Source organism: Vibrio sp. 10N.261.52.C2, assembly GCF_041471425.1.
GTDB lineage: Bacteria > Pseudomonadota > Gammaproteobacteria > Enterobacterales > Vibrionaceae > Vibrio > Vibrio crassostreae_C.
Genome location: NZ_JBFROH010000023.1, coordinates 1 through 26,517, shown reverse-complemented (window position 1 = coordinate 26,517; position 26,517 = coordinate 1). Strand labels below are relative to the sequence as shown.

Annotated in this window: 25 protein-coding genes and 1 pseudogene; 12 read left to right on the top strand and 14 right to left on the bottom strand. The window is 44.9% G+C overall.

Going from position 1 to position 26,517, the window contains the following annotated elements:
• Positions 1-69: 69 nt before the first annotated feature.
• The 6 genes and pseudogenes from AB4307_RS09680 to ltnD all read right to left on the bottom strand — a co-directional run bounded on the left by AB4307_RS09680 (position 70) and on the right by ltnD (position 6,600).
• A pseudogene (locus tag AB4307_RS09680) lies at positions 70-1,243 on the bottom strand (glycerate kinase).
• A 113-nt stretch (positions 1,244-1,356) separates the two neighbouring features.
• Positions 1,357-2,811 carry a GntP family permease gene (locus AB4307_RS09675; protein ID WP_050620404.1) on the bottom strand — a complete coding sequence of 485 codons (1,455 nt, stop codon included), beginning with the start codon at positions 2,809-2,811 and terminating at the stop codon, positions 1,357-1,359.
• Between the two features lie 180 nt (positions 2,812-2,991).
• Positions 2,992-3,768 carry a 2-oxo-tetronate isomerase gene (otnI, locus tag AB4307_RS09670; RefSeq protein ID WP_137001417.1) on the bottom strand — a complete coding sequence of 259 codons (777 nt, stop codon included), beginning with the start codon at positions 3,766-3,768 and terminating at the stop codon, positions 2,992-2,994.
• Positions 3,768-4,415: a 3-oxo-tetronate 4-phosphate decarboxylase gene (otnC, locus tag AB4307_RS09665; RefSeq protein ID WP_372131717.1), complete on the bottom strand. Its 648-nt coding sequence runs from the start codon at positions 4,413-4,415 to the stop codon at positions 3,768-3,770. The genes otnI and otnC overlap by 1 nt, the downstream gene beginning before the upstream one ends.
• A gap of 11 nt (positions 4,416-4,426) precedes the next feature.
• Positions 4,427-5,683 carry a 3-oxo-tetronate kinase gene (gene otnK, locus AB4307_RS09660; protein ID WP_137001416.1) on the bottom strand — a complete coding sequence of 419 codons (1,257 nt, stop codon included), beginning with the start codon at positions 5,681-5,683 and terminating at the stop codon, positions 4,427-4,429.
• Between the two features lie 2 nt (positions 5,684-5,685).
• Positions 5,686-6,600: an L-threonate dehydrogenase gene (ltnD, locus tag AB4307_RS09655; protein ID WP_372131715.1), complete on the bottom strand. Its 915-nt coding sequence runs from the start codon at positions 6,598-6,600 to the stop codon at positions 5,686-5,688.
• Positions 6,601-6,880: 280 nt separating this feature from the next.
• On the opposite strand from ltnD, the gene AB4307_RS09650 reads away from it, so the two are divergent.
• Together AB4307_RS09650 and AB4307_RS09645 are read left to right on the top strand one after the other, a co-directional pair.
• A complete protein-coding gene (locus AB4307_RS09650) occupies positions 6,881-7,639 on the top strand; it encodes a DeoR family transcriptional regulator (protein ID WP_372131713.1) in 759 nt (252 codons plus the stop codon).
• Between the two features lie 180 nt (positions 7,640-7,819).
• The gene (locus tag AB4307_RS09645) at positions 7,820-8,281 is read left to right on the top strand and encodes a hypothetical protein (RefSeq protein WP_017060924.1); all 462 of its coding nucleotides are present in this window, start codon (positions 7,820-7,822) and stop codon (positions 8,279-8,281) included.
• 43 nt (positions 8,282-8,324) lie between these two features.
• Here the strand turns inward: AB4307_RS09645 and AB4307_RS09640 are convergent, their stop codons facing one another.
• The 4 genes from AB4307_RS09640 to AB4307_RS09625 all read right to left on the bottom strand — a co-directional run bounded on the left by AB4307_RS09640 (position 8,325) and on the right by AB4307_RS09625 (position 12,827).
• A complete protein-coding gene (locus AB4307_RS09640; RefSeq protein ID WP_372131711.1) occupies positions 8,325-10,556 on the bottom strand; it encodes a hypothetical protein in 2,232 nt (743 codons plus the stop codon).
• A gap of 431 nt (positions 10,557-10,987) precedes the next feature.
• Positions 10,988-11,326 (bottom strand): hypothetical protein, encoded by a 339-nt coding sequence (locus tag AB4307_RS09635; RefSeq protein ID WP_017060926.1) that lies wholly within the window; start codon positions 11,324-11,326, stop codon positions 10,988-10,990.
• A 199-nt stretch (positions 11,327-11,525) separates the two neighbouring features.
• The gene (locus AB4307_RS09630; RefSeq protein ID WP_372125816.1) at positions 11,526-12,500 is read right to left on the bottom strand and encodes a Gfo/Idh/MocA family protein; all 975 of its coding nucleotides are present in this window, start codon (positions 12,498-12,500) and stop codon (positions 11,526-11,528) included.
• Positions 12,501-12,503: 3 nt separating this feature from the next.
• Positions 12,504-12,827 (bottom strand): putative quinol monooxygenase, encoded by a 324-nt coding sequence (locus tag AB4307_RS09625; protein WP_372125813.1) that lies wholly within the window; start codon positions 12,825-12,827, stop codon positions 12,504-12,506.
• Positions 12,828-12,933: 106 nt separating this feature from the next.
• Here AB4307_RS09625 and AB4307_RS09620 point away from each other — a divergent pair, with 106 nt between their 5' ends.
• Positions 12,934-13,791: a LysR substrate-binding domain-containing protein gene (locus tag AB4307_RS09620; RefSeq protein ID WP_017064010.1), complete on the top strand. Its 858-nt coding sequence runs from the start codon at positions 12,934-12,936 to the stop codon at positions 13,789-13,791.
• Between the two features lie 28 nt (positions 13,792-13,819).
• Here the strand turns inward: AB4307_RS09620 and AB4307_RS09615 are convergent, their stop codons facing one another.
• The 3 genes from AB4307_RS09615 to AB4307_RS09605 all read right to left on the bottom strand — a co-directional run bounded on the left by AB4307_RS09615 (position 13,820) and on the right by AB4307_RS09605 (position 16,688).
• On the bottom strand, positions 13,820-15,028 hold the full coding sequence (locus AB4307_RS09615; protein WP_372125810.1) for a winged helix-turn-helix domain-containing protein: 1,209 nt from the start codon (positions 15,026-15,028) through the stop codon (positions 13,820-13,822).
• Positions 15,029-15,062: 34 nt separating this feature from the next.
• On the bottom strand, positions 15,063-15,710 hold the full coding sequence (locus AB4307_RS09610; RefSeq protein WP_017060931.1) for a DsbA family oxidoreductase: 648 nt from the start codon (positions 15,708-15,710) through the stop codon (positions 15,063-15,065).
• 180 nt (positions 15,711-15,890) lie between these two features.
• Positions 15,891-16,688 carry a Cof-type HAD-IIB family hydrolase gene (locus AB4307_RS09605; protein ID WP_017069716.1) on the bottom strand — a complete coding sequence of 266 codons (798 nt, stop codon included), beginning with the start codon at positions 16,686-16,688 and terminating at the stop codon, positions 15,891-15,893.
• Positions 16,689-16,950: 262 nt separating this feature from the next.
• Here AB4307_RS09605 and AB4307_RS09600 point away from each other — a divergent pair, with 262 nt between their 5' ends.
• From AB4307_RS09600 to arsB, 5 genes are all read left to right on the top strand, one after another.
• Positions 16,951-18,114, top strand: a complete 1,164-nt coding sequence (locus AB4307_RS09600) for a glycosyltransferase family 2 protein (RefSeq protein ID WP_017064013.1) — start codon at positions 16,951-16,953, stop codon at positions 18,112-18,114.
• Entirely contained in the window at positions 18,111-18,773 is a 663-nt protein-coding gene (locus AB4307_RS09595) for an START domain-containing protein (protein WP_017069715.1), read from the top strand. Before AB4307_RS09600 ends, AB4307_RS09595 begins: the two co-directional genes overlap by 4 nt.
• A gap of 31 nt (positions 18,774-18,804) precedes the next feature.
• Positions 18,805-19,212 (top strand): glycine zipper family protein, encoded by a 408-nt coding sequence (locus tag AB4307_RS09590; protein WP_029235181.1) that lies wholly within the window; start codon positions 18,805-18,807, stop codon positions 19,210-19,212.
• Positions 19,213-19,404: 192 nt separating this feature from the next.
• Positions 19,405-19,746, top strand: a complete 342-nt coding sequence (locus AB4307_RS09585; RefSeq protein ID WP_017064015.1) for an ArsR/SmtB family transcription factor — start codon at positions 19,405-19,407, stop codon at positions 19,744-19,746.
• 109 nt (positions 19,747-19,855) lie between these two features.
• A complete protein-coding gene (gene arsB / locus AB4307_RS09580; RefSeq protein ID WP_102320692.1) occupies positions 19,856-20,911 on the top strand; it encodes an ACR3 family arsenite efflux transporter in 1,056 nt (351 codons plus the stop codon).
• Positions 20,912-21,000: 89 nt separating this feature from the next.
• Here arsB and AB4307_RS09575 read toward each other — a convergent pair whose 3' ends face one another.
• Positions 21,001-21,891 carry a LysR family transcriptional regulator gene (locus tag AB4307_RS09575; RefSeq protein ID WP_372131709.1) on the bottom strand — a complete coding sequence of 297 codons (891 nt, stop codon included), beginning with the start codon at positions 21,889-21,891 and terminating at the stop codon, positions 21,001-21,003.
• 130 nt (positions 21,892-22,021) lie between these two features.
• Here AB4307_RS09575 and AB4307_RS09570 point away from each other — a divergent pair, with 130 nt between their 5' ends.
• From AB4307_RS09570 to AB4307_RS09555, 4 genes are all read left to right on the top strand, one after another.
• A complete protein-coding gene (locus AB4307_RS09570) occupies positions 22,022-22,453 on the top strand; it encodes a PACE efflux transporter (protein WP_017066100.1) in 432 nt (143 codons plus the stop codon).
• Between the two features lie 448 nt (positions 22,454-22,901).
• A complete protein-coding gene (locus tag AB4307_RS09565) occupies positions 22,902-23,756 on the top strand; it encodes an MIP/aquaporin family protein (RefSeq protein ID WP_004732234.1) in 855 nt (284 codons plus the stop codon).
• Between the two features lie 59 nt (positions 23,757-23,815).
• On the top strand, positions 23,816-25,336 hold the full coding sequence (gene glpK / locus AB4307_RS09560) for a glycerol kinase GlpK (protein ID WP_372111730.1): 1,521 nt from the start codon (positions 23,816-23,818) through the stop codon (positions 25,334-25,336).
• 293 nt (positions 25,337-25,629) lie between these two features.
• Complete coding sequence (locus AB4307_RS09555) at positions 25,630-26,424, top strand: DeoR/GlpR family transcriptional regulator (RefSeq protein WP_017060941.1); 795 nt, start codon at positions 25,630-25,632, stop codon at positions 26,422-26,424.
• Positions 26,425-26,517 lie beyond the last annotated feature (93 nt).

Sequence of the window (26,517 nt, the reverse complement as noted above, 5' to 3'; positions counted from 1 at the left end):
TATATTTATCGTTGTTATCTATGAAACCTATTGAACTTCACTGCGAATAAGCCTATGTATAACTTCGGTTTATTTAAAAATGGCATGGCCTAACCTCAGAGTTGAGGCAATGTTCCTCGCCGTTCTGGTTAGGTTCAATTCAGCTTCTCGCAGTACTTGCTCGAGTGACTGAGGAGAGCGCACTGTACCAAACAAGCTGTTCATTTCACCATATAAGGCTTCGACTTCTGTACCTAAAGAACCTGCAATCCCTATGGTCGGAATGCCTTGTAAGCTCGCACGTTTGGCAATGCCACAAGGCGTCTTTCCTTGCAGAGTTTGATTGTCCATTTGCCCTTCACCGGTAATCACAAGATCTGCGCCTTTCAATACTTCATCGGCTTGCAAAACATCAAGCACCATCTCAATACCCGGTTTAATCTGCATGTTAAACAACAAACCAAGCCCCATTGGAGCACCACCAGCCGCGCCATAACCAGTACGCTTGTGAACGGGATCATCCCCACGAACACAACCTTGCGATTCAACTACTTGATTGAGCAAAATTCTCAAGCGCCTTATCAAGCATCACAACTTGTTCTGGGCTTGCGCCTTTTTGTGGGCCGAATATATGGCTAGCACCGTTATCACCACACAACGGATTATCGACATCGCACGCCACAATTAACTCGATATCAGCATAGCGTGAATCTAAACCAGTAAGATCAATCGATGATAAATCAGCTAGTGCAACGCCACCTCGGTTAAGCTCTTGCCCTGCATTATCTAACAGTGTCCCACCTAATGCTTAAACAATACCTGCACCGCCATCATTAGTTGCACTGCCACCCAATCCAAGAATAATCGCTTGAGCGCCCTGCTCTATCGCCTCCAAAATCAATTGCCCCGTTCCGAATGAAGAAGCAATCAATGGATCACGCTGCTCTGGTTTCAACAAGTCCAAACCCGATGCAGCAGCAATTTCAATCAATGCCGTTTTGTTCTGGTTATGCTCCGATGGTTCTAACATCGCCCATTCAGCATTAACCAATGCGCCCAACGGCCCTTCAACTAGATGTGTTCGCTTTTGCCCTGCTAAGCCTTGCAGTAATACATCTACCGTACCTCCACCGCCATCGGCCAAAGGTAAGATCACATAGTCAGCGTCAGGGAAGATTTCACGAAAGCCCTTTTCAATACACGCCGCTACCGATACAGCCGATAAAGATTCTTTAAACGAGTCTGGTGCAATAACAATTTTCATACTGAGAGATCCAAAAGAATATTAGTTTTGATGAGTGCCCGATCCAAAAATGCCCCTATTGAAGATCAGCAAGCTAATCACTTAATAGGGGCAGTATATAAAGGTAAGTAGTATTAGTTAGTAACGGCTGTCTTTACTTGTGATTTCTCTTTGCTTTTTAGCCACACGAATACAGCACCTAGAACCGCAATTGGAATCAGTGGGTCGATCAACGTACCGCCTTTACCAAACACTAAGTTTAGAATCATGATGATGCTTGCACCAATCGCCCATGCGATAGTTGAAGACACAGACCAGATCTTAATTTGGTCAGCAAGTTCAGTAATACCTAACGTACGGTTGATGATGTGGAAGTATGAATCGTTCAAATGAGAGAAGCCAACCGGACCTACCGCACATGCAAGTGCTACGAATACTGGGTCTAGACCTAACGTTTCAACCAATGGCAGCGTCATCGTTGCTGCAACCATCATTGATGCCGTTGCTGAACCTTGGATTAGACGAAGCATTGAAGCAATTGCTAGTGGTACAAGTAGTGGTGGAATACCGCTGCTCGCGATAGCTTCGGCTACTTGAGGGCCAGCACCTGATGCTTTAAGTACTGCACCCATTGCGCCACCACAGCCAGTTACCACAAGAATTAGACCTGTAGTAGACAGAGCATCATCCATAGAGCTAACCATGTCTTTGCGCTCAATATGACGAGTAAGACCGTATAGCGCCATAAGAACACCGATACCAACAGCAACCACTGGGTTACCAATCAACGAAATAACGTTGTGCATTGCAGTGTCACCTTGACCAACAAGCGTGTTGATTAGGATGAATGCGATTGGCAGCAGAATTGGACCGAATGATAAAAAGTTACTTGGTAGCTCTCTGTCATCTGTTTCTTTTACTTTCTCAAGGTTTGCCCAATCAGCTTGGTTCGTAATCCATGTTTCACCGTTTGGTACGCGGTAGTACTCGTTACCTACTCGGCGAATATAAATCATAGAAAGAAGCATCATAGGGATAGAAACCATCAAACCCCACAACATGTACTCACCTAGATCTACACCTAGAATTCCAGCCACAGCAACTGGGCCCGGTGTTGGTGGCACAAGTGCGTGAGTGATAAGCAAGCCAAGTGCTAGAGTCACACCAAGGCCAACCGCTGACTTACCCGTATCACGTGAAATTGCGCGAACAAGAGAATGCAAAATGATGTACGCAGAGTCACAGAAAACTGGGATAGCGACAAGCACCCCTGTAAAACCTAGTGCTAAGTCTTCACGACCTTTACCACACAGCTTTACAAACGTTTTTGCCATTCGAACAGCGGCTCCAGATCGTTCGAAACACGCGCCCATGATAACGCCGAATGCGATGATCAAACCAATGCCACCAAGCACGCCACCAAAACCAGCTTTAATTGCATCAATCAACTCTGTTGGCGCCATACCCGCAAAAAGACCCATGATGATACTTGCAATAACCATAGCAAGTGCGACTGGGATTCTCGTTTTAATGATCATACCCATCATGGCTAAGATGCCAATTACGATGCCTATCAGTGCTCCATCCATTTTTATATTCCTTTTGTCTCTTTCTTCATTTTTATGAAAATTGTAGGGTGGTGCATATAGGTGATATCGGGATCACCTATTGCACTTTATCGTTATGTGTTGGCTTACCTGTAAGACGTGTTATCTAAATCAGTTCTTTACTTTTATGGTTCGTTACATATAAACGGCATTCACACCGCGCTATAAATAACTTTTTACCCAGCTAAGCCCCTCTTCTGTCGTGCCTCTTGGGTTATATTCACAACCAATCCAACCTAGGTAACCTGAATCATCCAGAACATTAAATAGATGTGGGTAATTCAGTTCGCCTTCCGATGGTTCATGCCTTTCTGGTACAGAAGCAATTTGGATATGACCGGTATAAGCAGCCACTTCACGAATCAAAGTACTTAAATCACCATCCATGATTTGCGCGTGATAAAGGTCGAGTTGCAGCTTCACATTTGGCCTATCGACTAACTTAATAAGTTCAACAGCGTCACGTTGGTGAGCAACGAAATAATTAGGAACATCACGGCTATTTAGCGGTTCAATCATCAATTCGATGTTATGCTCAGCAAACTTATCTGCGGCAAAACGAATATTTGAGATAAAGGTTTCAACGTGTTGCTGCCTCGTGAAATTCGCATCATGTAGACCCGACATCGCGTGAACTTTCTTGCAGTTCAGCGCTTTAGCGTACATAAGCGCCGTATCAACACTAGCTTTAAACTCTTCTTCACGGCCAGGAATCGCTGCGAAGCCTCGTTCACCTGCGTCCCAATCACCCGGAGGCATGTTGAACAGCGCCTGTTCAAAGCCAAATTTTTGCATTTTTTCGGCAAGCTCTTCGGCCTCAAATGCATAAGGGAATAGGTATTCAACTGCTTTGAAACCGACTTGATGTGCTTTTTCAAAGCGATCTAAAAATGGTACTTCTGTGAATAACATCGTTAAGTTTGCTGCGAACTTAGCCATTATTTGCCTCTCCCTTTTAAATCCATAACTTCTTCGTCCGTTAGGTAACGGATATCATTCCCTTTCAATAAGAATGCTAATTTGGCGGTCTCTTCTAGCTCTTCAGCGTTATCAACGGCATCAACAAAGTCAGTGCCTGTTACTACTGGGCCGTGGTTTGCTAACAAAAATGCTCGATAATCACCTGCTCGTTTTGCCAACTCTTCAGCGATTTGCGGGTCACCCGGACGTAGGTAAGGAATGACTGGTAACTCGCCAATTCGCATCACGAAATACGGTGTGAAAGCCTTAATCGCGTTGTTACGATCCAACCCTTCAAGGCAAGATAGTGCAGTTAGGTATGTAGAGTGCAGGTGTACAATCGCATTGCACTCCGCATTATTTCTATAAATCTCTAGGTGGAATGCCGCTTCTTTAGAAGGCTTCTTACCTGAGATGTGGTTGCCATCGATATCAACAACCGACAATTCTTCAGCGACAAGGCGGCCAAATGAAGAGCCTGTTGGTGTTGCTAGAAAATACCCATTAGGTAATTTGATAGACAGGTTACCTGCACCACCAGTGGCGTAACCTCGTTCAAACATTGAACGAGCGAGCGTGACCATTTGCTCTCTTAACTGCTGCTCGTTCATCAAAACTTTACTCATTTGAATCTCGCTTATGAAAAGAATGATTGAGCTTTAGCGAAGAAGTTTTCATCACCAAAATTGCCCGATTTTAGCGCTAGTGATAACTCACCTTCGACCGATTTAACCCAAGGCACACCTGGTGCAATTTGAGGACCAATATGAAAACCTTTCACAGCTAGGCTTTGCGTCACGACGCCTGATGTTTCACCACCAGCAACGATGAAGTTTTTCACGCCATGTTGTTGTAGTTTGATAGCGAGTTGACTAAAAAATTGTTCAACTGCGTGGCTTGAAGCTTGTGCGCCGTACTCTTCTTGAATTGCTTTTAGTGCGGCAGCATCTGCGGTTGCATAAACCAAAGGAGCAAACTCGCCTTGGTTATTGGTCATCACCCAATCGAACACTTCATTGGCGTATTGATCATTGGTTAAGCAAGCCTTCACATCGATAGCAAAGTGAGGAGCAAGCTGCTTGTATACCGCAACTTGTTGGTTAGTCATCACTGAACAAGAACCAGAGAACACAACGGTTGGTGCTTTGACTGGGCTACCGGCATGTTTTGCATCACTTTGGTCAGCAAGATGTTCTGTCCAGTTTTTAGCGATACCAGCAGCTAGGCCTGAACCACCTGTGATTAGTTTCAAAGATTTAGCCGCTTGACCTAGCGTCACCAAGTGATCTGCATTAAATGCGTCTACCACGGCGTAGCGACTACCTTGAGCTTTGAGTTCGTTAAAACGAGCGGTAACCGCATCAGCGCCCTGTTCAATCGTTTGAAAGTTAACTAAACCGGAAACACCTTCTGATTGTGCGTCCATCATTCGAACCACACTTGAATCCGTCATTGGTGTAACAGGGTGATTACGCATACCTGAATCACTGAGCAACTCATCAAAAACAAACAAGTGACCGTTGTAAACCGTGCGACCATTTACTGGCAATGCAGGGCAAACCATAGTGAAAGATTCTCCAAGTTCAGCCAAAAGTGCATCTGTTACGGGACCAATATTGCCCTCAGCGGTACTGTCGAACGTTGAGCAGTATTTAAAGTAAAACTGTTGGCAGCCTTGATATTGAAGCCATTTAAGCGCAGTAACCGAATCCGTCACCGCTTGGTCAGCTGGGCAAGAGCGAGATTTAAGGCTGATCACCACAGCATCTGCTGATGTGTCAAACTCTCCCGTTGGAATCCCATTCAATTGAACAGTGCGCATACCGTTTTCAACCAAGAAACCAGCAATGTCTGTAGCACCTGTAAAGTCGTCTGCAATAACACCTAATAACATGATTATTTCTCCGCCTTTGATGTGTTTACACCCGGTAGGTCAATACCTTGGAAGACTTTTATCACTGCACTGTCGTCTTCTTGACCAAATCCAGCATTACTCGCGCTAACGAACATGTTCAGTGCTGCACTTGATAATGGGAGTGGGAATTTCAGGTCTTGAGCGGTATCTGATACCAAGTTCAAATCCTTCACAAAGATATCAACCATAGATTTTGGAGAGTAATCACCATCGACTACGTGCTTCATGCGGTTCTCGAACATCCAAGAGTTGCCCGCTGCATTCGTAACAACGTCGTACATCAAATCAAGCGGAATGTTTGCGCGTGCGGCTAGTGCCATCGCTTCAGCGCCCGCAGCAATATGAACACCTGCTAGTAACTGGTGGATAATCTTAACGGTCGCACCAAGGCCAATGGTCTCACCGATGTTGTAGACTTTAGCTGCAGTTGCATCAAGTACCGGAGCCAGTACTTCAAATGTGGTCACCGCACCTGAAGCCATAATCGTCATTTTGCCCGCTTCTGCTTTTACTGCACCGCCGGACACTGGCGCATCCAGCATCACAAGATCATGTTCAGCAAGCTGAGCTTCGATTTGTTTCGCGTCTTCTGCTGAGATCGTTGCCGAGACCATAACTGGCGTGTTAGGTCTTAGTGCCGCCGCAAGACCAGTCTTAAACAGTACCGTGTTAACTTGAGCTGCATTCACAACCAATACCAAAACTGAATCAAGTTTGTCGGCAAACTCAACCGCGCTTGTAGAGACCGCTTTTGCGCCATATTCACCCAAGGTTTCAAGCGCTTGCGGATTCAAATCGAAACCATATACATCAAGGCCTGCACGGACGCATGACTTCGCTGCGCCCATGCCCATAGAACCTAAACCGATAACACCAACAGATTGAACTTCATTCATAGCAAGATGCCTTTCACGTAATTATTTAATTCTAGATTTGTTAATTCTTGTTTATGTTTGTGATTATATGTGAAGCAATCGAATGCGACTTAGTGATAAGTCACACTCTTAACAAAAGTTAACACACCTGAGTAATTTAACCCTTTAGAGGCATTAGGTAAGGGTAATTTCGGCAGCAATCACAGTTCTAATTGCTATTTCACAACAGATATTCACAGATATTCACAAAATAGCTAAAGATTGATAGGATGATGAAAAATAAGAACATAGAAGAAGAATCATGATTCCAGCGGAACGTCAGAGAACTATTTTGTCACTATTATCACACCAAGAAGTGATCAGTATTTCTGAGCTTGTTGAGCACTTAGAGGTGTCTCATATGACCATTCGTCGAGATATCGTAAAGCTAGAGACATCAGGGAAAGTGATTTCAGTTTCGGGTGGCGTTCAACTGACTAAAGCACTTCACTGCGAATTGTCACACGACATAAAGGTAGAACAGCAAGCAAGCGAAAAAGCTCAAATAGGTCAACTAGCTGCTCAATTGGTTCCTGAGTATTCGACTATCTACTTAGACGCTGGAACAACCTCTTTGGAGATCGCTCACCAACTTGCAGGGCGAGATGATCTGCTTATCATCACCAATGACTTCGCGATTGCCGCGTACCTAATGAACAGCACACAATCTGAGATTTACCATACTGGTGGCAAGATTGACCGTGAAAATCAATCAAGTATTGGGGGCAAAGTAGCTGAGTTCTTGGCAGGGATGAATATTGATATTGCGTTTATCTCATCTTCATCTTGGAATCTAAAAGGGCTCTCGACACCTTGTGAAAATAAGGTGTTAGTCAAACAAGCCATTGTTCAAGCAGCTCATTCAAACTATCTGATTTCAGACTCAACCAAATACGGACGTATCGCTACCTTCCACGCCTTAGATTTAAGTGCGCTTGATGGCGTAATCACCGACATTGATCTTTCGAGTAGTGTGATTGATGAGCTTCAAGATAAAGGCATCAAGGTCATTAATTCGTAACGGATCCCTCATCAAATTTCAGGCTCACCAACCAAACATTCAGAGCCTGAATACCACAACTCCAAAATCATCTATTTATCTACTCGATAAAAATAATTCTTACAATTAAGCGTTTATATTGATTAATAATATTGGCGGCGGGCGGCATAATAGCCGCGAATCCTTCTAACGAGTTTGGTTATGTTCTACAAGCGTCTTTTGGTATTGGCTTTACCGCTTACTTTTGTGTTTCCCATCCATGCTGAAACGTTTGGTGAGCGAATGGCGCGCATCGAACAAGAGAATGTACTGGCGAAAACCATGAGTGAAGAACAAGTTGAATTGATACAAAAAGTCGTACAGACCAACCACTGCGCTAAAGTGGCGTTAACCCATCACCAACGCATTTTGGGGCAATATAAGGTTGAGACGTCTTCTTCGGAGTTATTCGTAAAATGGCGTCAACTCGGTAAGCAGTTAGACGCTCAATACGAGACAGATTACCCCGGCTACCCTAAGCACGCTTTTCAAGAATATCCAGCAGCTTCAAGCAAAGTCGATGGCTACCTTTTTGCTCTAATCGACAATGGTTTAAACGAGCAATCGTGGATCGCCAAAGAATTTAAGCAGTGTAAAAAGAATAAGCTCATATCCCGAACCTAAGCTCTAGTCTGCTCTGGTTCGAGAGTGCTCACTCGCATTAGTTCTAATAAAGTAAGAACAGCCCTTCATAACCGCCAATTTCTATTTCACTCACATAGTCACCAACGTTACCGTTAGCATCAACAGGTTTCATTGGAACATCCAGCGCGATGGTGAGTTTTGCCGCGTCATAAAAGCTCGGATTCTTACCGTGGAAATCCGTGCGATACAACACACGACCATTGCTGAACTCTCTCGCTAACACCATGTCCTCAGGGCCACCAGCAACCACCTGATTTTCAGATTGATACATAAAGTACGTGAACGTCGGTAGAACGTGAGTGATACCATTGGGCAGATCAGCATGCACCATTTCGTTCATCGAGGAATCGCCAACGATGGTGTAGTCAGCAGGCTGAGGTGTCGTTGTCGAAAGCATCAAAGGAATCGGCGCAAAGCCATGTGGGATTTGATGACTCGGCTCTCCCAAGTCAACGGCCAATAACGAACTGGGTTGGTAGGCGATGTTTTTAGGGACACCACTTTGCCAGAAAATCTCAGCCGTCGTATTGCCACTTCCATAGACGTAACCATTGTTCCACTGATTAAAGTAGCTATGTTGAGCGTGTCGATTGAGGTGGTAGATCGCTAGGGTCGAGTATTGGTCTTGCTTCCAATTATCTTCACTATTTCCAAGATACTGAACTCGCCCATAACGCGTTGTCGCCTGAAAAATAACACTTTGCCCATTGTAGGCGAGCGCAGAATTATCCCAGAATTTTGAGATCCCCGAGTAACCACTAAACCCAGTAGACGGAAAAATGTAGTGCTCGCGTAAATACAGAGAGCCCGCCTCGCTAAGATGAGACTGTCCATTTCGACCCAGTAAGTTCGCGGTTCCGATATTCAACCCAATCGACGCATCACTTTCTAAAGCAGAAAGATTTTTGAGAAACGCTGAAAATTGTTGCTTGTAGAGATCATCCGCTTGATTCGAACCCGCAACAGCTCCTAACTCTTGAACATGCCCGCCAGAGTGAACATAGAACTGGTTCGAGCCAATGAGTTTATTTGTGTCGTCGTTGTACGCACCATTCAAACCTTGGCTTGCCCAGCTTTGCTTGTAGTAGCGATGAATGGCAGATAGATAATCCGCGTTTGCGACGTTTGTTAGCGACCAAGACGAGTTAGCGCTCCACATTCGACCAAATGGCACCACTCTTGATTCCCAACGAAAACGCGCTGTTGCGTTCTTATTGGTTCGATTTCGATACTCGCTTGGCGACAAGTAGTTATCACCATCTAGATCTGCAGACACATCAAAACCACGGATTTTTCGCCATTGGCTGATAGCATTGCCGTCCGGGGTTGAAGTCGGAGCATCGGTTAACTTGACGGTTGGAAAACTGTTTTTGAGTTTTACTTCTTTTAAACGCGGCCTGTCGTCGGCATTCTCACTTTGCCAACGAACTCTCACAACGTATAAGCGCCCACCATCTCTCAAAAAGGTTGAACCAAAATACTGGCCGCCGCCATAACTCGCACCGCTCCCATCATGAGTTGTAGCTCTTAACCAGTTATCCGGAAGGTTCCAGATCACCGATTGGTTTTTGGTCATATTGAGCGTTTTGTCTTTCTTTACATCAAGCCTTTCCCATTGTGAAACCCTACCCTGAGAATCAATAGCAGTTGGGTATTCAATCCAAAATTCACCGCTGCCAGCAAACTGTGAGAACTTAAAGGTCAGCCGTTCGAACTGTTCAGCATGATAGACATACAAAGCCCCACCCTGTTCGAAATTCTCAAACACATCGGCATCCCACGGAGGCTCTTGATACAACCAAAAACCAGCATGGTCTTCACTGGCTGTATAACCCAAGATCATAGGTTTTCGGTTTAAAAGGGTCTTTTCGCCATGAGTTTTATCAACTTCGGCAATGACAGTATCTTCAGAAAAGTGCAGGAAATAGTCTTCGAAATTGAGGCCTTCTAACTCAGCTTGGTTACGGAGATCGTTCTCCAACCAACCCGAGTTCATCGCCATGACTTGGTTGTACATATAACCAATTGTCGTGGCCCGCTCATTGTCGGCTTTGTCGGCATACGCTCCGAACACAATGTCACTGTTGGTAATTTCCCAATCAATGACAGCATTCGCAGATAGTGGGGAGCCCGAAAGATCAACACCCGCTTCATGTTGCCCTGGCAGCACAACTGCTGTACCAACAGCAAAAGCGTAGCCAGCGATTAAACATGACGGTATGAGTGCGAGCAGCCCAGAAATGTAGGTTTTCATGATTCAAATTTCCTAATCGATACTGTCATGCCTTAAATCACAAGACGAAAAGTCAGCCAACTTACGTGTCAATTTAGGAATCAAAATACGAAAAAAGTATCGACTACATGGCTCTATTGTTCAAGTGCTCGTCTGTCTTGTTTCATCGGTGGCAAGTAAAACGAGCAAATGCCGATTCAAAATCAATGCATTAAGGAAAATATAAGTTTTTGTGATTTTAATTTTATTTGGAAACCAAGTATCTCCGGCTAACGAGAAATCAGCTCAGATTTTCTCAAAATGAGAATAATACGGTTTGGAAGATGAGAAGTTATCAGAGCCTAGAACTCAGAATAGGACTTGGATTTGCTGTATCGAATCTCAGTTTGAGCGCCACACTATTGAAACTCAATTTGGATAGGCTGTCTAAACAAGAACGATGACAACGCTCCTTAAAGCCTCTTGTTCCACTTCCCTTGATGGTCGCGATCGCAATTTTCTTGCGTATCGTAGCTAACATGCTTATCGATATTCTTCAGTTGAATTCCAACTTGATTGAACGCTTGTTGAATAGCCCCTGAGACACTCTGTTGACCTTCGCCACTTAAGAAGTTCGTTCTATCCTGATTGGTATCGAATACACAGACAATTTTCAAACTTTGCGGAAAAGAGGAAAAGTTGACCGAGTGAGTCACCCACAAAAAACCATCGAAGCCTTTCAGCGTGTCTTCACAAACGTCAGTTAACACGTCTCTGATTTGATTCTCGATTTTCTTATCTGATTTACGCATGCGGCAAAGGTCCTATTTAACACCTTAAAAAATAAGGTTTTTCGGTCAGTTTCGTACTACCTGATATTGGACACTGTGGCGGTTTCAAATGCAAAGTATTTATTGGGGAGAGTCGACTGGAAGATATAGAGGAAACGCCTCATGTTTGATAGCTTACGAGGCGATCAAACATGAGACGAGTATAGAATTTACTAAAACATTAGCTCGCCGCTTGTTCCCAATCAGTTAATAACTTCATGATTACGCGAGAGTCTTGGTGGGTTGCCATCGGCGCAGCAAGTTGTGTGTCACCTTGCTCAACCGCTTGGCGGATATTGCGCACTTGATAATGGAAACCATCGCCTTGCGCTTCGACTTTCACTTCACGTGTCGACGTCTCATAGATCTCTACCGTAAACGTGTTTTCTGCCGTCGGTAGCCATGGATTAGTATCTAGCGTGATACAGCCTTTGCTACCTAGGATCGTAAAACCATGCTTTAAGCCGTGATCTTCAGCAGTGTGGATTTGCGCGGTAAAACTGCCGTTGAAACGCATCATCGCCGACGACTCACAGATATTGCCATCTTCGCCTCGTCGGCCGATTGCTGAGATCTGCACATCATCAAACACACTCTCACCAAACTGGTGTTGTGCGACAGAGTGAATCAAAGACATTGGGTAACAACCCAGGTTGTACAACGCGCCTTTACTTGCAGGGTTCACGAACTGATCAATCGCCGCAACGTAGGAACCTTGAATTGAACGCACTTCGCCAATCTCACCAGTAGCTAATTCTTGATGAAGCTTGGCGATCATTGGGTGGTTTAAGTACATCAAACCTTCAGCAAAGAATACGCCCGCTTCTTTCACGGCTAGTAAAGCTTGCTCGGTTTTTTCCATATCTACCGACAAAGACTTCTCACACAAGATCGCTTTGCCTTTTTGAGCCGCTTTAATCACATACTCATGATGAACGTGGTTTGGTAGAGCAATGTAGATAATGTCGACCGACTCATCTTCAATCAAGGCTTCATAGTTGTTGAAGGTTCGTGTTGGCTGGTATTGGGCAGCAAACTCATTGAGTGTTTTCTCTGTGCGTCCAGCAACAGCATACAGCTCACTTTGAGCATCGCCTTTAATCGCATCCGCCATTACGCCTGAGATAAAGCTGGTTCCTAGGATTCCCCATTTCATGTCTTAGATCTCCTGCTCTTGTGCTTTGATAGGCCCACGTTGCGTTTCGAATGCTTGAACCAACTCGGTAATATCACGCTCAATAAACGCTTGGGTATGAGGCATCACAAAGTGCTGATTGATCGCCTCGCGGTTTACGTATTGCTCAAGCAAGATCACACGATCGCTTTGGTTTTGGTCATAGGTTGCAATCGCTTGTAGGCAGCCCGGTTCGCTTTGCATGTCTAAACAAAACTGTTCGATAGCTTCGAGCGCAGCTGCTCGTTCTATGTTGGTTTTGATCTTAAGTTCGGCAGTAACAAAGATAGTTTCATTCGTTTGAGGCATTGCACACTCTTATTTTAGTTAATTATCGGTTTGCCATTAATATAATTAACCCCTAATAATTGATAAACTCACCTTTTGTTTATTGTTTATCAACCAAGAGTGTTCAATGGATAAGTTAACCAGCATGAAAGTCTTCGTCTATGTGGTGGAACAAGGTAGCTTTCGCAGCGCCGCAAACCACTTCAACCTGTCGGCGACCATGATAAGCAAACATGTCCATTCCTTAGAAACCAGTCTGAACTCTCAGCTGATCCACCGCACCACGCGTAAGCAATCGTTAACCGACTCAGGGCAGCTTTACTATCGTGAGTGTAAGCGAATTCTCGAAGACATCAGCAATGCAGAGAACCTGATTCAGACCTTGGAAAATCAACCGCAAGGCACGGTAAAAATTAACTGCCCAGTTACCTATGGAAACAAGGTGCTCGCCCCTATCGTGGCTAAGTTTCTCGCGCATCACCCAACCATTAACGTTGAGCTGATGTTGAATAATGACCTTGTTGATCCTTACTCATCCGACATTGATTTGATTGTGCGAATTGGTGACCTATCCGATTCAAGCTTGGTCGCAAGGTATTTAGGGGATTATGAGATGTGTTACTGCGCGGCGCCCGCTTACCTAAACCAACATGCTGAAATCAGAGTATTGGAAGACTTGGCGCAGCACCCATCGCTTGGATTCAGTTACAGCAGCCAAGCTCCTCACGCCACACCGAATAAAGAACGTGTGCGCTTGATGTCGAATAATGGTGATGTGTTGCGGTATGCCGCCCTGCAGGGTGTGGGCGTGTTGTTGCAACCGACTATCTTAGTCGCAGAAGAGATTGATCGTGGAGCGCTGTTGGAAATCCTACCCGGCATGGCGCCGTTACCAAAGCCGATTCACTTGCTCTACAAAACCAAGCAACTGTCGTTGAAGAACAGAACCTTTGTCGAGTTCTTGTTAGCTGCGTTTGCTGAGTAACTAAGCGCTTTCTAAACAACAAAGACCGCTAGACTGTTTGCCATTGGCTCATCAAGCGCTTGCCAAGATCAGAGGGCGTGGTGTTATGGACGATCATCTCATCACATTGGTTGAACACCATGAAGTGTTTTAGTTCATCGCATAAAGCATGAACCAACGACTCATGGTTTTTAATTCGCTCTTCCACAACCAAGTTACGGATATTGAGCAAACCACTCTTCCTGTCGACCTTGCAATCCATTCGTGCCACCAGCTCACCTTGCCACAGAATCGGTAAGCTAAAATAACCAAACTGACGCTTGGCCTCTGGAACATAGCATTCTAGGAGGTAATCAAAGTTGAACAATGATTGCATTCGCTTTCGTTGAATCAGCAGGTTATCAAACGGAGACAGTATCTTAAGCTTGGTTCTGGAAAGAGGTTGATTCAGCAGTTCAAAAGCACCTGGCAGGACATAGTAATCAGAGCCTTGAATATCTACTTTCAGAACCTGCTTATCTTCAAGCATCTGTTGGAGTGCTCTCTGAATCAAAGGCTTTGTGTTCTTGAGTAGGTAGCTCATTTCCGACGCTATTCCAACTCCGTTAGCCTCTAAATAACGTGTTATCAGATGCTCGATGTACTCTTGTTCTGTCGGCTCAGAGGTATCAATTCCGCTCGGTAAAACTCGCTCGGTTAGGTCATACACCTTATGAAAGTTAACTCGGCTTGGCACCATTAAGTCGCCTTGCATGAACAATGTTTCTAATGCTTGCTTGGCCGGTTTACCGCCCCAACCGCCGGGGTTTGGCCTATCCCCTTCAAAATCTTTCGCCATCAACGGCCCTTCATTCTCAATACGTTTGAGAACATGAGCCATCAGTGCGTCATTCTTTTTATACCAATGCTTGAGCTTACCGCTCGCAAAGCCATTCTTGCGGTGTAGGCTGAATCGGAAGTCACGCATGGGTAAATACGCGGCGGCATGCGACCAATACTCAAATACTTCTCGACGCTCTAACAGCTTATCAAGATGGTTCAGTTGGTAATCTTGATTGCGATTCCAAAGCGTGTGGTGGTGAGCTCGCTGAATCACAGAGATGGTATCAATTTGCACATAGCCAAGGTTTTCAATCGCAGACAACGTGTTCGCCAAAGCGCCCCCATTGCGTTGCTTTTTAGGTGGCAACTTCTTAGGCGGCAGCTTTTGCGAAAGCAATACCAGTTTTTGCGCTTGAGCGAGTGACAGTGATTCCATGAAATTCAGACTCTAATTGATAGCAATGATCCGTTTATGATTCAGCAATAAGCTCTTGAAGAATCTGCTTGTAGGTTTCTACCGTCTGCGCGCCCGTTACTGCACTCTTACGGTTGAACACCACAGTAGGAACCGCAGAGATCCCCATGCGTTGCCATTCAAACTCTTGCGCTTCAATTTGCTTCAAGTTGTCGGTGTTCTTTAGGCGCTTCAGTGCCTTCGTTGAGTCTAAGCCAACCGCTTCAAGCTCTTGTGCAATGACTTCAAGATCGGACAGGTCTTTTTGCTCTGTGAAGTGAGCAGCAAAGAAGCGTAGCTTTAACTCAGTCTGTTTGCCGTGCGCTAGTGCAAAATCGAGAAGTACATGTAGATGACGTGAATTGACCATTCTCATACTGTCATAGAAATTGAAATCGAAACCAACCGCTTGGCCGCGAGCCGAAAGCTGTTCTCGTGAACGTTGGCTCTCTTCTGCGCTAGAACCGTATTTTCTCATGATATGGGCACGCAGGTTTTCGCCCTCTTGCGGCATGTCAGGGTTAAGCTCAAACGGCTGCCATTCAAGTTCAATCTGGTCTTCTAAACCAAGTTCCGCAACGGCTAGCTCTAAGTTTTTGTAACCGACTACGCACCACGGGCACATTACGTCAGAAATAATATCAAGTTGAAGTTTCTTGCTCATAATCATTCCAAATATCGTTACTAAGGCGTATCCAATTCAAAGTGAATACCCATCTTTCTGGTTAGACTACAACAAGCTGAACACTCGTTCAAATTTAACTCAATACAACAGCAGCCAACAAAAAAGCCAACTCATTTTCACGAGTTGGCTTTGATAAAAATCGAATCTAGCTTAAGAGCGTTACGCTAGCAACTTCTCAAGTACTTGGAACACACCCGCGTCAACGTTACTTGGCGCGCCAAAACGCGCGATCTCTTTTAACTTTGGATGCGCGTTTTCCATCGCGTAAGAGTGGTAGCTCTCTTTAAGCATTTCCAAGTCATTTAGGTAATCACCAAAGCTCATGGTCTGCTCGTAAGTGAAACCTAATGTGTTCTGTAGATGTTTAATCGCCGCACCTTTTGACGCTTCAGCGTTCATCACATCTAACCAAATTTTTGCGCTTACAACCACTTGGTAGTTCTCACCGAATTTGGCATCAATAGTTGGGTTCACTTTCTCTTGTGAACCGTCGAAGTGACAGATAGCCACCTTGATGAAATCGTCTTCTACCGCCAGTAAGTCTTCTACTTGCTCACGGCGATGGTAGTACTTAGAGATCTCCGCCAGAGCACGCTCATCTTTGGTTTCGATGTATGCCGATTTCTTACCGCATAGCACCACATGCGCGCCTTCAATAGCTCGAGCTTCTTTAATGATCTCTTTAATGGCATCGGTATCAAGCAAGCAGCTGTAAAGTTCTTGGCCTTTGTGCATCACTAATGTGCCGTTTTCAGCAATAAACATCATGCGATCTTTAAGCGGGGAAAATGTTTCTAGCAAGCTGTAATACTGGCGGCCAGACGCGGCAGCAAAAATAATATCTTGCGCTTCTAAGCGCTCATAAAGATTGAAAAACTCAGGGTCGAGCTTTCCATGCTCATCGAGTAAGGTGCCATCCATATCAGTCGCGATAAATTTGATGTTTTGTTGGGGCATGTCGGGCGTACCTATTATTGGATTATGATCATTCGTTATCTTGAGTAACGGTTCTGGGTTCGATTATATCGCTAGAGTCGCTGGTGAATACAATGCTTATTTTACCGCCTGTCAGTCACTGTTTCACATCTTTCCAAGGCAAACGCTAACAGAAGCGCATTCCAGTTTGAAGGGTTAAGTCCTACATACAAGATGTGCGTTAGGTCACACTCCACTATATTCTTTCCTGTCTCTCCATCACTTTATTCCGACCACAGTCATTATGATTTTAGCTATTATTACGACCTTGCTTTGCATCGTTACCGTCAAGTTTCTAATCACACTTGCGAACTTAGAGCGCCATCGTATTCACATTGAACCTAAAATATCGTTCAAAAGAACTGAGTGGCCGACTGTTTCCGTCATTATTCCTGCGCGAAATGAAGAAGACAATATTGAAATCAGCCTTGGCTCTCTATTGAAGCAGAGCTACCCAAAAGACAAGTTTGAAGTCATTGTTGTTGATGACTTTTCTACTGACTCAACCCGTGCAAAAGTAGAAGCATTGATCAGTAAGTTCGACGTTAACGCGCGCTGTATTTCAGGTAGAACGTTACCGACCGGATGGCTTGGTAAGAGCAATGCATGTATGGCTGGCGCACTCAACGCGAGCGGTGAATATGTGTATTTCATTGATGCAGATACCGATTCAGCACCCGCGATGCTACAGAGCGTTATCGACTTTGCTATCCAACAAAAAACTGATCTCTTATCGTTTAATCCAAAACAAACTTTTGCGTCTGTGGCAGAAAAAGCGACCTTGCCGGGCATCTTTCTATCGATCGCATCTTATATGAACTTTAAAAACTCGAACGACATGACTAAGGAAGAAGCGATTGCTAACGGTCAGGCGATGTTGTTTACCCGAAAATCCTACGACGCAGTCGGTGGACACGCCGCAGTAGCAAACGCGATATCGGAAGACATCGCCTTTGCAAAAGTCATGAAGGTCAATGGATTTAAGATTTTCTGGGCATTTGCAGACAAACTAATGAGTACGCACATGTATTCAGACTTCAACTCAATCTGGGCTGGCTTTTCCAAAAACATGAATCTTATTGTGAATTGTCAATCGCAAGCACAAGCTTTAAAAGTCTTCATCAAAGCCAACATCATCGCATGGGCGGGACCGCTTTTGATGCTGGTATCGGCGAACGCCTTCATCAGTGACATGTCTGCCATTCATGCTTATTCGCTCATTGTCAGCTCTGTGATGCTCTTGGTGTCGATCGTCACCTACTTCATTTTGGTTAAGGAACTGTTTGTTCCCGCAAAATTTGCGTTAACCGTACCCTTCGGTATTTGTGTTCAAAGCCTACTCGTGCTGAACAGTTACCGCTTATCTAAAACCAATAAAATCAGCTGGAAAGGGCGCTCATTAACATGATGAATAAGATTATTACTTTGCTTCTTCTTGCTTGTTCAGTTTCGGTGTTTGCATCAGACACCGATGGCTGGTCACTGGCACGCGATAAAAAAGGCATCGAGGTTTATAACCGTAAAATTGAAGGCAGTCACTTTAAAGAATTTCGAGCAGAAGGCGACATCAACGCGTCCCTCACTTCTATTATCGCACTCTTTATCGATACCTCTGTTGGCACGCAATGGGTAGAAAACATCGATGACATGGAAGAAATAGAGCATTTTAGTGCGGCGCACACGATCACCAAAACCTATACCAAGGCACCTTGGCCAGTTGCCGATCGTGAAGCTATCGTAGAGAACGTCATCACTCAAGATCCAGAGACGATGGTTGTCACCATTGGTCAGCATGGTAGGCCTGATTACCTGCCAAACAATAATAAAAAAATCATCAGAGTGGCTGAATTAGAGGCGAGTTGGATCCTGACACCAATCGACGAAAACACCACCCATATCTCTTATCGAGTATTGAGTGATCCAGGTGGCGATATTCCGTATTGGCTCATTAACATGGTGGCCGTTTCTCAGCCTTACAACACGCTTCGCGGGTTATCTAAGATGTTGGATTCTGGTGAGTACACCGATCGTCGCCTTGATTTCATCGAGAACTACACGTCACTTTAACAATGCAATGAATACTCTAGAGGTCTATATTGTGAAATTTCCATTCTCTCCAATCGCAGCGATATTGCTTGTAGCATCAAGTTCAGTATTTGCTAATCAAATTATTGTCGATACTAAAGGTGTTGATGAAACACAGTATCACGCCGATCTGTATGAATGTGAGCAATACGCTCAACAAGTGAAGCCTGAAGAGGTCGATTCTCTTGGCAGCGATATTGTCGGTTCAACCGCTAAGGGTGCAGCGCTGGGTGCGGTTGGTGGAGCCGTCTCTGGCGGGAGTGGTCATGATGGTGCAAAAATTGGTGCTGGCATCGGTATTATCAGCGGCGCTTTAAAGCACGGTGCTCAAAAAAGACAATCCGCCGAGCTATCTGAGCAGCAGAAGTTTCAAGTGAATCGTAACTGTATGATCAACCGAGGCTATACCGTTCTTAACTAGCGGATAACCGAGCAAAATGGCGTTTAATCGATGTTCACGCCATTTTGCGTAGCTGAGTCAAAGCAGAGTTCAACCATAGTCCCTGAATCGCCACCTTAAAGTTCGTTCAAATAGACAGTGAGCATTGACCCCTATTTAAAATAGGCTTATCATTAATCGTCTTTTAACGATTAATGAAAGTGAGACGTCAATATGAACTCAACTTGCTCGACATCTGGTGGCTGTTCTCTGCCCATCGAACACGGTGATGCTAAAGCAGAAAAGCAAATGGCCGCACTGGCGAAAGCACTCGCTCACCCAGCAAGAATACGTATATTGAGTATCCTTTCCACGTTAGAAAAATCGGGCGGCTGCTTGAACAGTGATCTGGTGAGTGAATTGGGTTTAGCTCAATCAACGGTATCAGAGCACTTAAGAATATTGAAAGCCTCAGGTTTTATTACGGCTGAGTCGATTCCGCCGAAGATGTGTTACCGCATCGACCGCGACAATATTCAACGCTTCGAATCGATATTTAACAGCATTTTAAAATAGAAGTTCACGCTTGAATGATCGGCTTTGATAGCCTTTACTTTTAAGCGTGTTTTTTTGCCACAACCAATCGTCTTTCGACGATTTACGATATCAACTAAGAGAGATTATCATGAAACCAAAGTTAGGTTTTCTAGATCGCTACTTAACACTGTGGATTTTTATTGCCATGGGCCTTGGTGTACTACTCGGCACCCTATTCCCACAGATCGAACAGTGGAACGATTCAATGTCTGTTGGCACCACTAACATTCCGCTTGCGGTTGGCCTTATCTTAATGATGTACCCACCTCTGGCTAAGGTTAACTACAACCTGCTAGGCACTGTGGTAAAAGATAAGAAAGCCATTAAGCTCTCTTTGATCATGAACTGGATCGTTGGTCCAATTCTGATGTTTGTATTGGCACTAACTTTCTTGGGAGACCACCCAGGTTACATGGTTGGGGTGATTCTGATTGGTCTTGCTCGTTGTGTGGCGATGGTTCTGGTTTGGAACGACATCGGCGGCGGTAACAAAGAGTACGGCGCGGCATTGGTTGCTCTAAACAGTGCATTCCAAGTGGTGAGCTACAGCTTTATGGCGTGGTTGTTCATCAGCGTTCTTCCACCAGTATTTGGTTACGAAGGCATGTTGGTTGATATCTCGATGATCGACATTGCACACAGTGTACTTATCTACCTAGGTATACCATTCCTAGCGGGCTTCCTAAGCCGTAAGATCCTTGTGTCGATGAAAGGCGAGCAGTGGTACAACGACGTATTTATTCCACGCATCTCTCCAATCACACTGATTGCACTACTGGCGACTATCGTTCTGATGTTCAGCCTGAAAGGTGAAATGATTGTTGAACTGCCAATGGACGTTCTATTAATTGCGGTTCCACTGACTATCTACTTCACTGCGATGTTCTTCATCAGTTTCTTCATCGGTAAAAAGATGGGCATCGAGTACGACAAGAACGCATCAATTGCATTTACAGCAACAGGTAACAACTTCGAGCTAGCGATTGCCGTGGCTATCTCAGTATTCGGTATCAACTCAGACCAAGCGTTTGCAGGCGTTATCGGTCCACTGATTGAAGTCCCTGTGCTGATTTACCTTGTGAACGTGGCGCTTAAGATGAAAGACAAGTACTACAACGGTCAGACGGTTAAACCTAGCGTATAGCATCTACGTCTACACCTAGAACTAGAACTAACAAAAAGCAGCATCACTTTGAACAGAAAGGCTCACACGTTAAACGGTGAGCCTTTTCTTTATTCAGTTTCGTCTAATAGGCCTTTCAATGCTTGTTCAAGCCAAAGTAATGCAGGACCTTTTGAGCGTGTTTTAGACAGAACAAGATCAACCGGAGGCGACCAAGTTTTATGGTCAAATGACACATTCACCTCTACCAAGCGCTGTTTAATAAGCTCTTCTTCAACAAGGTGTTTCGGTAAGTATGCCCAACCGATATCGCTACCAAGAATCATCTCTTTAATGACGATAAAGCTGTTTGACCACCATACCTTTCCGGCAATCAGCGGAAACTGATCCATCACCTTACCTTTGTCTCCCCTCAACATTAACTGACGATGCGGGAGTAAGTCAGAGAGTTTCGCCACACCTGTTTTTGCGAGCGCATGACTTGGATGACACACAGCAATAAACGGTAAGTGACCGATAAAGCAAGGCTCAGAACCGACATCAAAAGCCAAGTTAGTAAACATTAATCCAATGTCGGCCCTCTCTTCGATAATTAACGGATTGACCTCTGTCGTGGTACACGCAACCAGTTCCACTTCAGTCGCAGGGAATTGTTGACTGAACTGACTAAAGATCTTAGATAGATTCGGGACCAATAGTGAATCATCTAATGCAATTTTGATGAGCCCCTCTTCACCACTGCCCATCGCACTAACCGTCACATTCAGATCTTCAACCTGAAGCACGATCGCTTTCACCTGTTTAAATAACTGCTCGCCCGCTTTGGTTAGTGAAGGCTTTCGAGTCGAACGATCAAAAAGCTCAACATTAAAATCTATTTCAAGATTACTGATGCCTTGGCTCACCGCCGACTGCACCTTCCCCAAATGACGAGCACTGGCAGAAAATGACCCTAATTCAACGGCATACACAAACATTCTCAGTTGTTCAATGTTGTACATTCGGTGTCTCCCAAAACTTACTATCACTATATGTGATGTTTACTATCTTTATATTATCACTTAAGTAGATATTATTTAGCCAAGTCATTAGCCCATCGGCGGCTATTTAATCGTAAAGAGAGTTAGAAAAATGTCACATAAAGAACGCATGTTGCACATGGTGCTATTTGAATTGGTTGCTTTGGTTTTAATGGCAGGGCTTGCAACCTATATTACAGGAAACGGCGCAGGTGAAATGGCAGGCTTAGCGCTCGCAATATCATTGATAGCGATGGCTTGGAACTACGTTTACAACTATGGCTACGACAAAATTTACGGAGCAGACCGAAGCAAAAGAACCACGAAAACACGTATCCTGCACGGATTAGGTTTTGAGCTTGGCTTAATGACAGTGACTCTACCTGTCTTGATGTGGGTTCTACAACTCGACTTCCTAACCGTACTGATCATGGACATCGGCCTAGTTATTTTCTTCGTACTTTACGCGATTGCGTTCAACTGGGCGTATGACTCGGTTCGATATCAATTGGTTGCGAAAGGAAAAGTGGCAGCTCTGGTTTAGAGCGGTAAGTTCGTCTCGTATAACAAGAACATACACCCAAATGAAAACTGCCAAACTACAACATAGTTGGCAGTTTATTCATTTATGCATATAAGCTCATTTGTTAACTCCCTTGTTACATAGCAAAAACATCACACAGCCCTCCCTAATTAAGTCTAATAATCCGCCACTCACGAAGTAGCATCACAAATCCAAACATAAACTCCTCGTACCAGTTGCGCATTCATTTACATATAGGTAGTTTGAGCGGCTTCGCAACCTATCAATTCGAGCAATGACGTTCATGCGAGCATCTTTTTCGAGCAAAAGTGTTCGAATTAACATTTCAAGTGACTTTAATTAACAATTTTATGCTCAAACGCTCACTTTTGATGTTCGTTTATTTTCGAGTTCGCAAATATATGCACAATACACGTGCTAGATAAGCAAAACTAAAAAGGACTCGAACATGACAACAAACAAACACCCTTCTTTATTTGGGCAATGCTTGGCTGAATTTATCGGTACAGGATTACTCATATTCTTTGGCGTTGGCTGTGTGGCCGCTCTGGTATTAACTGGTGCGACATTCGGACAATGGGAAATCAGCATCATCTGGGGCTTCGGTGTTGCGATTGCAATTTACTGTACTGCCGGCGTTTCAGGCGCACACATCAACCCAGCCGTAACGATTGCACTGGCCATGTTCCATGGCTTTGATAAAGCGAAAGTGGTGCCTTACATCATTTCGCAACTGCTTGGCGCTTTCTGCTCTGCAGCATTGGTTTACAGCCTGTACAGCAACCTATTTACTGACTACGAAATCGCACATAACTTTGTTCGTAGCAGCCAAGACGCACTATCAACTGCTGGTATCTTCTCGACTTACCCACATGCTTCACTTTCTTTCTTCGGCGCTTTTGCTGTGGAATTCGTGATTACTGCAGTGTTGATGTTTGCCATTTTAGCGTTAGGTGATGAGAACAACGGCGCATCTCGCGGTGCAATGAACCCTCTACTGATCGGTATTCTTATCGCGGTTATCGGTGGTTCTTTAGGTCCACTGACTGGCTTTGCAATGAACCCTGCTCGTGACTTCGGACCAAAACTGTTCGCTTACTTTGCAGGTTGGGATTTCGCACTAAGCGGTGCTCGTGATATTCCTTACTTCATCGTTCCAATTCTTGCTCCAATTGCTGGTGCGTGTTTTGGTGGTTGGTTGTACCCACGTGTTATCGGTGCTTACCTACCAGTAGAAGGCCAAGGCTGCACAATTCCAAACCAATGTGAAACAGAAGAAGAAGCTGAACAAGCTCAAGCTTAATTCCTAAGCGACCCTACATTTACTAAAATATAAATAACAAAAGAAAAAGGATTCTTACCATGACCGAGCAAAAATACATTGTTGCCCTAGACCAAGGCACCACAAGTTCTCGCGCTGTAATCCTCGATCACGATGCAAACATCGTTAGTTCTTCTCAACGAGAATTTACTCAGATTTATCCAAAAGCCGGTTGGGTTGAGCATGATCCAATGGAAATCTGGGCGACTCAAAGCTCTACATTGGTTGAAGCTCTAGCTAAAGCAGGCATTCGCAGCGACGAGCTAGCGGGTATCGGTATCACTAACCAACGTGAAACCACCATCGTTTGGAACAAAGAAACGGGTAAGCCGGTTTATAACGCAATCGTATGGCAGTGTCGCCGTACAGCAGACATCTGTGAAGACCTAAAAGCACGTGGCCTAGAAGACTACGTACGTGACAATACTGGCTTAGTCCTTGACCCGTATTTCTCAGGTACCAAAGTAAAATGGATTCTAGACAACGTTGAAGGCGCTCGCGAAGACGCTGAAACTGGCAAACTACTGTTCGGTACGGTTGATACTTGGTTGGTTTGGAAGATGACTCAAGGACGTGTTCACGTTACGGATTACACTAACGCGTCACGTACTATGTTGTTCAACATCAACGACCTATGCTGGGATCAAAAGCTACTTGATGAAATGGGTATCCCGTCATCAATGATGCCAGAAGTGAAGCGTTCTTCTGAGGTGTACGGTCAAACGAACCTTGGTGGTAAAGGCGGTACTCGTATTCCAATCGCGGGTATTGCGGGTGACCAACAAGCTGCACTTTACGGTCAAATGTGTGTAGAAGCAGGCCAAGCTAAGAACACTTACGGCACAGGTTGTTTCCTTCTAATGAACACGGGCCAAGAGAAAGTAACATCGAAGAACGGCCTACTAACAACGCTAGCGTGTGGTCCTAAAGGCGAACCAGCATACGCATTGGAAGGTGCGGTATTCATGGGCGGCGCATCAATCCAATGGCTACGTGATGAAATGAAACTACTGGCTGGCGCAGAAGACTCTGAGTACTTCGCAACTAAAGTGGACTCTTCAAACGGCGTTTACGTGGTTCCTGCGTTTACTGGTTTAGGCGCACCATACTGGGATGCTTACGCTCGCGGTACAATTGTTGGCCTGACTCGCGGTGTTAACTCGAACCACATCATCCGTGCAACCTTGGAAGGCATTGCTTACCAAACGCGTGACGTACTAGACGCGATGCAAGCTGATTCAGGCATCAAGCTAGCAAACCTACGTGTTGATGGCGGCGCAGTAGCGAACAACTTCCTAATGCAATTCCAATCAGACGTGCTGGATACTGAAGTTCACCGCCCTGAAGTAACAGAAGTAACGGCTCTGGGTGCCGCTTACCTTGCTGGCCTAGCGGTTGGTTTCTGGGACAGCATTGACGAGCTTCAAGACAAAGCCGTTCTTAACCGCACCTTCATGCCACACCACGACGAAGAGAAACGTAACCGCCGTTACAAAGGCTGGAAGCGTGCTATCAAGTGTGCACAGGTTTGGTCTGAACTGCACGATGACGACGAAGAGTAATACTGAGTATTCAGCTCATCGTTAATCATTAACCGTTGACCTCGGAACTCGAGCAATCTCATCGATTAGATTGCTCGAACCTCAGCAAACGAAACTAAAAAGAGCACTATTTTGTGCTCTTTTTTTGCGTTTCAGGCTCAAATTCCACGTTTTGACCAGCGTTTTTGCGGTTTAGACATGATTCCTTACCATCATTACTTCTCTCTTTTCATCAATTCGAGCACAATAGCGTGAGTTTATATTTTCGATTTTGACGCGCTAGAGCCCTTTGCGCGCAGGGAGTGGTAAGTTAAGTGAAGCAGATACCAAGACACCAGCAGATTGTAGATCTGGTAAAAACACAAGGATATGTGAGTACCGAAGAGCTCGTTGAAAAGTTCGATGTCAGCCCACAAACCATCAGACGAGACCTCAATGAGCTGGCCGATAGCAACAAAATTCGTCGCTATCATGGTGGTGCAACCATTCCTTTAAGCTCGGAAAACACCTCTTATAACACGCGTAAAGCGCTTAACTTCAACGAAAAAGACGTGATCGCCGACGAACTGGTTAAGCACATTCCAGATGGTGCAACCTTGTTCGTTGATATCGGCACTACGCCAGAATCGGTGGCGCGCGCGCTGAACAAGAACCACAAACAACTCAGAGTCGTGACTAACAACATCAACGTTGCCAGTATCCTGCTACCAAACCCAGAGATAAAGGTTATCTTGGCGGGTGGCGAGGTAAGAAACCGTGATGGCGGTATCGTGGGTGAAGCAACACTCGATTTCGTGAAGCAGTTCCGCCTCGACTTCGGCATTCTAGGGATCAGCGGTATCGACTTTGACGGCTCACTGCTTGATTTTGACTACCATGAAGTTCGAGTGAAGCAAGCCATCATCGAAAACAGCCGCAGCATCTTCCTGGCAGTTGACCACAGTAAGTTTGGTCGTAACGCAATGGTTAAGCTGGGTAACATCTCTCAAGCACACATGGTGTTCACCAATAAACAGCCACCAGAAGAGATCCTGAACATCCTTAAAGATTCAGACATTCCATTAGAAGTTATCGAGACCGCTTCTCAACCACTAGCGTCGGACGCATAAAAAACGCTCAGAAATCATGTTCATTAAAAGAGCCCATTATTGATAGATCACTTTATCGATAATGGGCTTTTTTGTGGTTCATCGCGGATTAGC

What these genes read in the sequence shown, in the direction of transcription:
- AB4307_RS09675 (WP_050620404.1), bottom strand. Translation starts at nt 2,811, where the DNA reads ATGGATGGAGCACTGATAGGCATCGTAATTGGCATCTTAGCCATGATG.
- otnI (WP_137001417.1), bottom strand. Translation starts at nt 3,768, where the DNA reads ATGGCTAAGTTCGCAGCAAACTTAACGATGTTATTCACAGAAGTACCA.
- otnC (WP_372131717.1), bottom strand. Translation starts at nt 4,415, where the DNA reads ATGAGTAAAGTTTTGATGAACGAGCAGCAGTTAAGAGAGCAAATGGTC.
- otnK (WP_137001416.1), bottom strand. Translation starts at nt 5,683, where the DNA reads ATGTTATTAGGTGTTATTGCAGACGACTTTACAGGTGCTACAGACATT.
- ltnD (WP_372131715.1), bottom strand. Translation starts at nt 6,600, where the DNA reads ATGAATGAAGTTCAATCTGTTGGTGTTATCGGTTTAGGTTCTATGGGC.
- AB4307_RS09650 (WP_372131713.1), top strand. Translation starts at nt 6,881, where the DNA reads ATGATTCCAGCGGAACGTCAGAGAACTATTTTGTCACTATTATCACAC.
- AB4307_RS09645 (WP_017060924.1), top strand. Translation starts at nt 7,820, where the DNA reads ATGTTCTACAAGCGTCTTTTGGTATTGGCTTTACCGCTTACTTTTGTG.
- AB4307_RS09640 (WP_372131711.1), bottom strand. Translation starts at nt 10,556, where the DNA reads ATGAAAACCTACATTTCTGGGCTGCTCGCACTCATACCGTCATGTTTA.
- AB4307_RS09635 (WP_017060926.1), bottom strand. Translation starts at nt 11,326, where the DNA reads ATGCGTAAATCAGATAAGAAAATCGAGAATCAAATCAGAGACGTGTTA.
- AB4307_RS09630 (WP_372125816.1), bottom strand. Translation starts at nt 12,500, where the DNA reads ATGAAATGGGGAATCCTAGGAACCAGCTTTATCTCAGGCGTAATGGCG.
- AB4307_RS09625 (WP_372125813.1), bottom strand. Translation starts at nt 12,827, where the DNA reads ATGCCTCAAACGAATGAAACTATCTTTGTTACTGCCGAACTTAAGATC.
- AB4307_RS09620 (WP_017064010.1), top strand. Translation starts at nt 12,934, where the DNA reads ATGGATAAGTTAACCAGCATGAAAGTCTTCGTCTATGTGGTGGAACAA.
- AB4307_RS09615 (WP_372125810.1), bottom strand. Translation starts at nt 15,028, where the DNA reads ATGGAATCACTGTCACTCGCTCAAGCGCAAAAACTGGTATTGCTTTCG.
- AB4307_RS09610 (WP_017060931.1), bottom strand. Translation starts at nt 15,710, where the DNA reads ATGAGCAAGAAACTTCAACTTGATATTATTTCTGACGTAATGTGCCCG.
- AB4307_RS09605 (WP_017069716.1), bottom strand. Translation starts at nt 16,688, where the DNA reads ATGCCCCAACAAAACATCAAATTTATCGCGACTGATATGGATGGCACC.
- AB4307_RS09600 (WP_017064013.1), top strand. Translation starts at nt 16,951, where the DNA reads ATGATTTTAGCTATTATTACGACCTTGCTTTGCATCGTTACCGTCAAG.
- AB4307_RS09595 (WP_017069715.1), top strand. Translation starts at nt 18,111, where the DNA reads ATGATGAATAAGATTATTACTTTGCTTCTTCTTGCTTGTTCAGTTTCG.
- AB4307_RS09585 (WP_017064015.1), top strand. Translation starts at nt 19,405, where the DNA reads ATGAACTCAACTTGCTCGACATCTGGTGGCTGTTCTCTGCCCATCGAA.
- arsB (WP_102320692.1), top strand. Translation starts at nt 19,856, where the DNA reads ATGAAACCAAAGTTAGGTTTTCTAGATCGCTACTTAACACTGTGGATT.
- AB4307_RS09575 (WP_372131709.1), bottom strand. Translation starts at nt 21,891, where the DNA reads ATGTACAACATTGAACAACTGAGAATGTTTGTGTATGCCGTTGAATTA.
- AB4307_RS09570 (WP_017066100.1), top strand. Translation starts at nt 22,022, where the DNA reads ATGTCACATAAAGAACGCATGTTGCACATGGTGCTATTTGAATTGGTT.
- AB4307_RS09565 (WP_004732234.1), top strand. Translation starts at nt 22,902, where the DNA reads ATGACAACAAACAAACACCCTTCTTTATTTGGGCAATGCTTGGCTGAA.
- glpK (WP_372111730.1), top strand. Translation starts at nt 23,816, where the DNA reads ATGACCGAGCAAAAATACATTGTTGCCCTAGACCAAGGCACCACAAGT.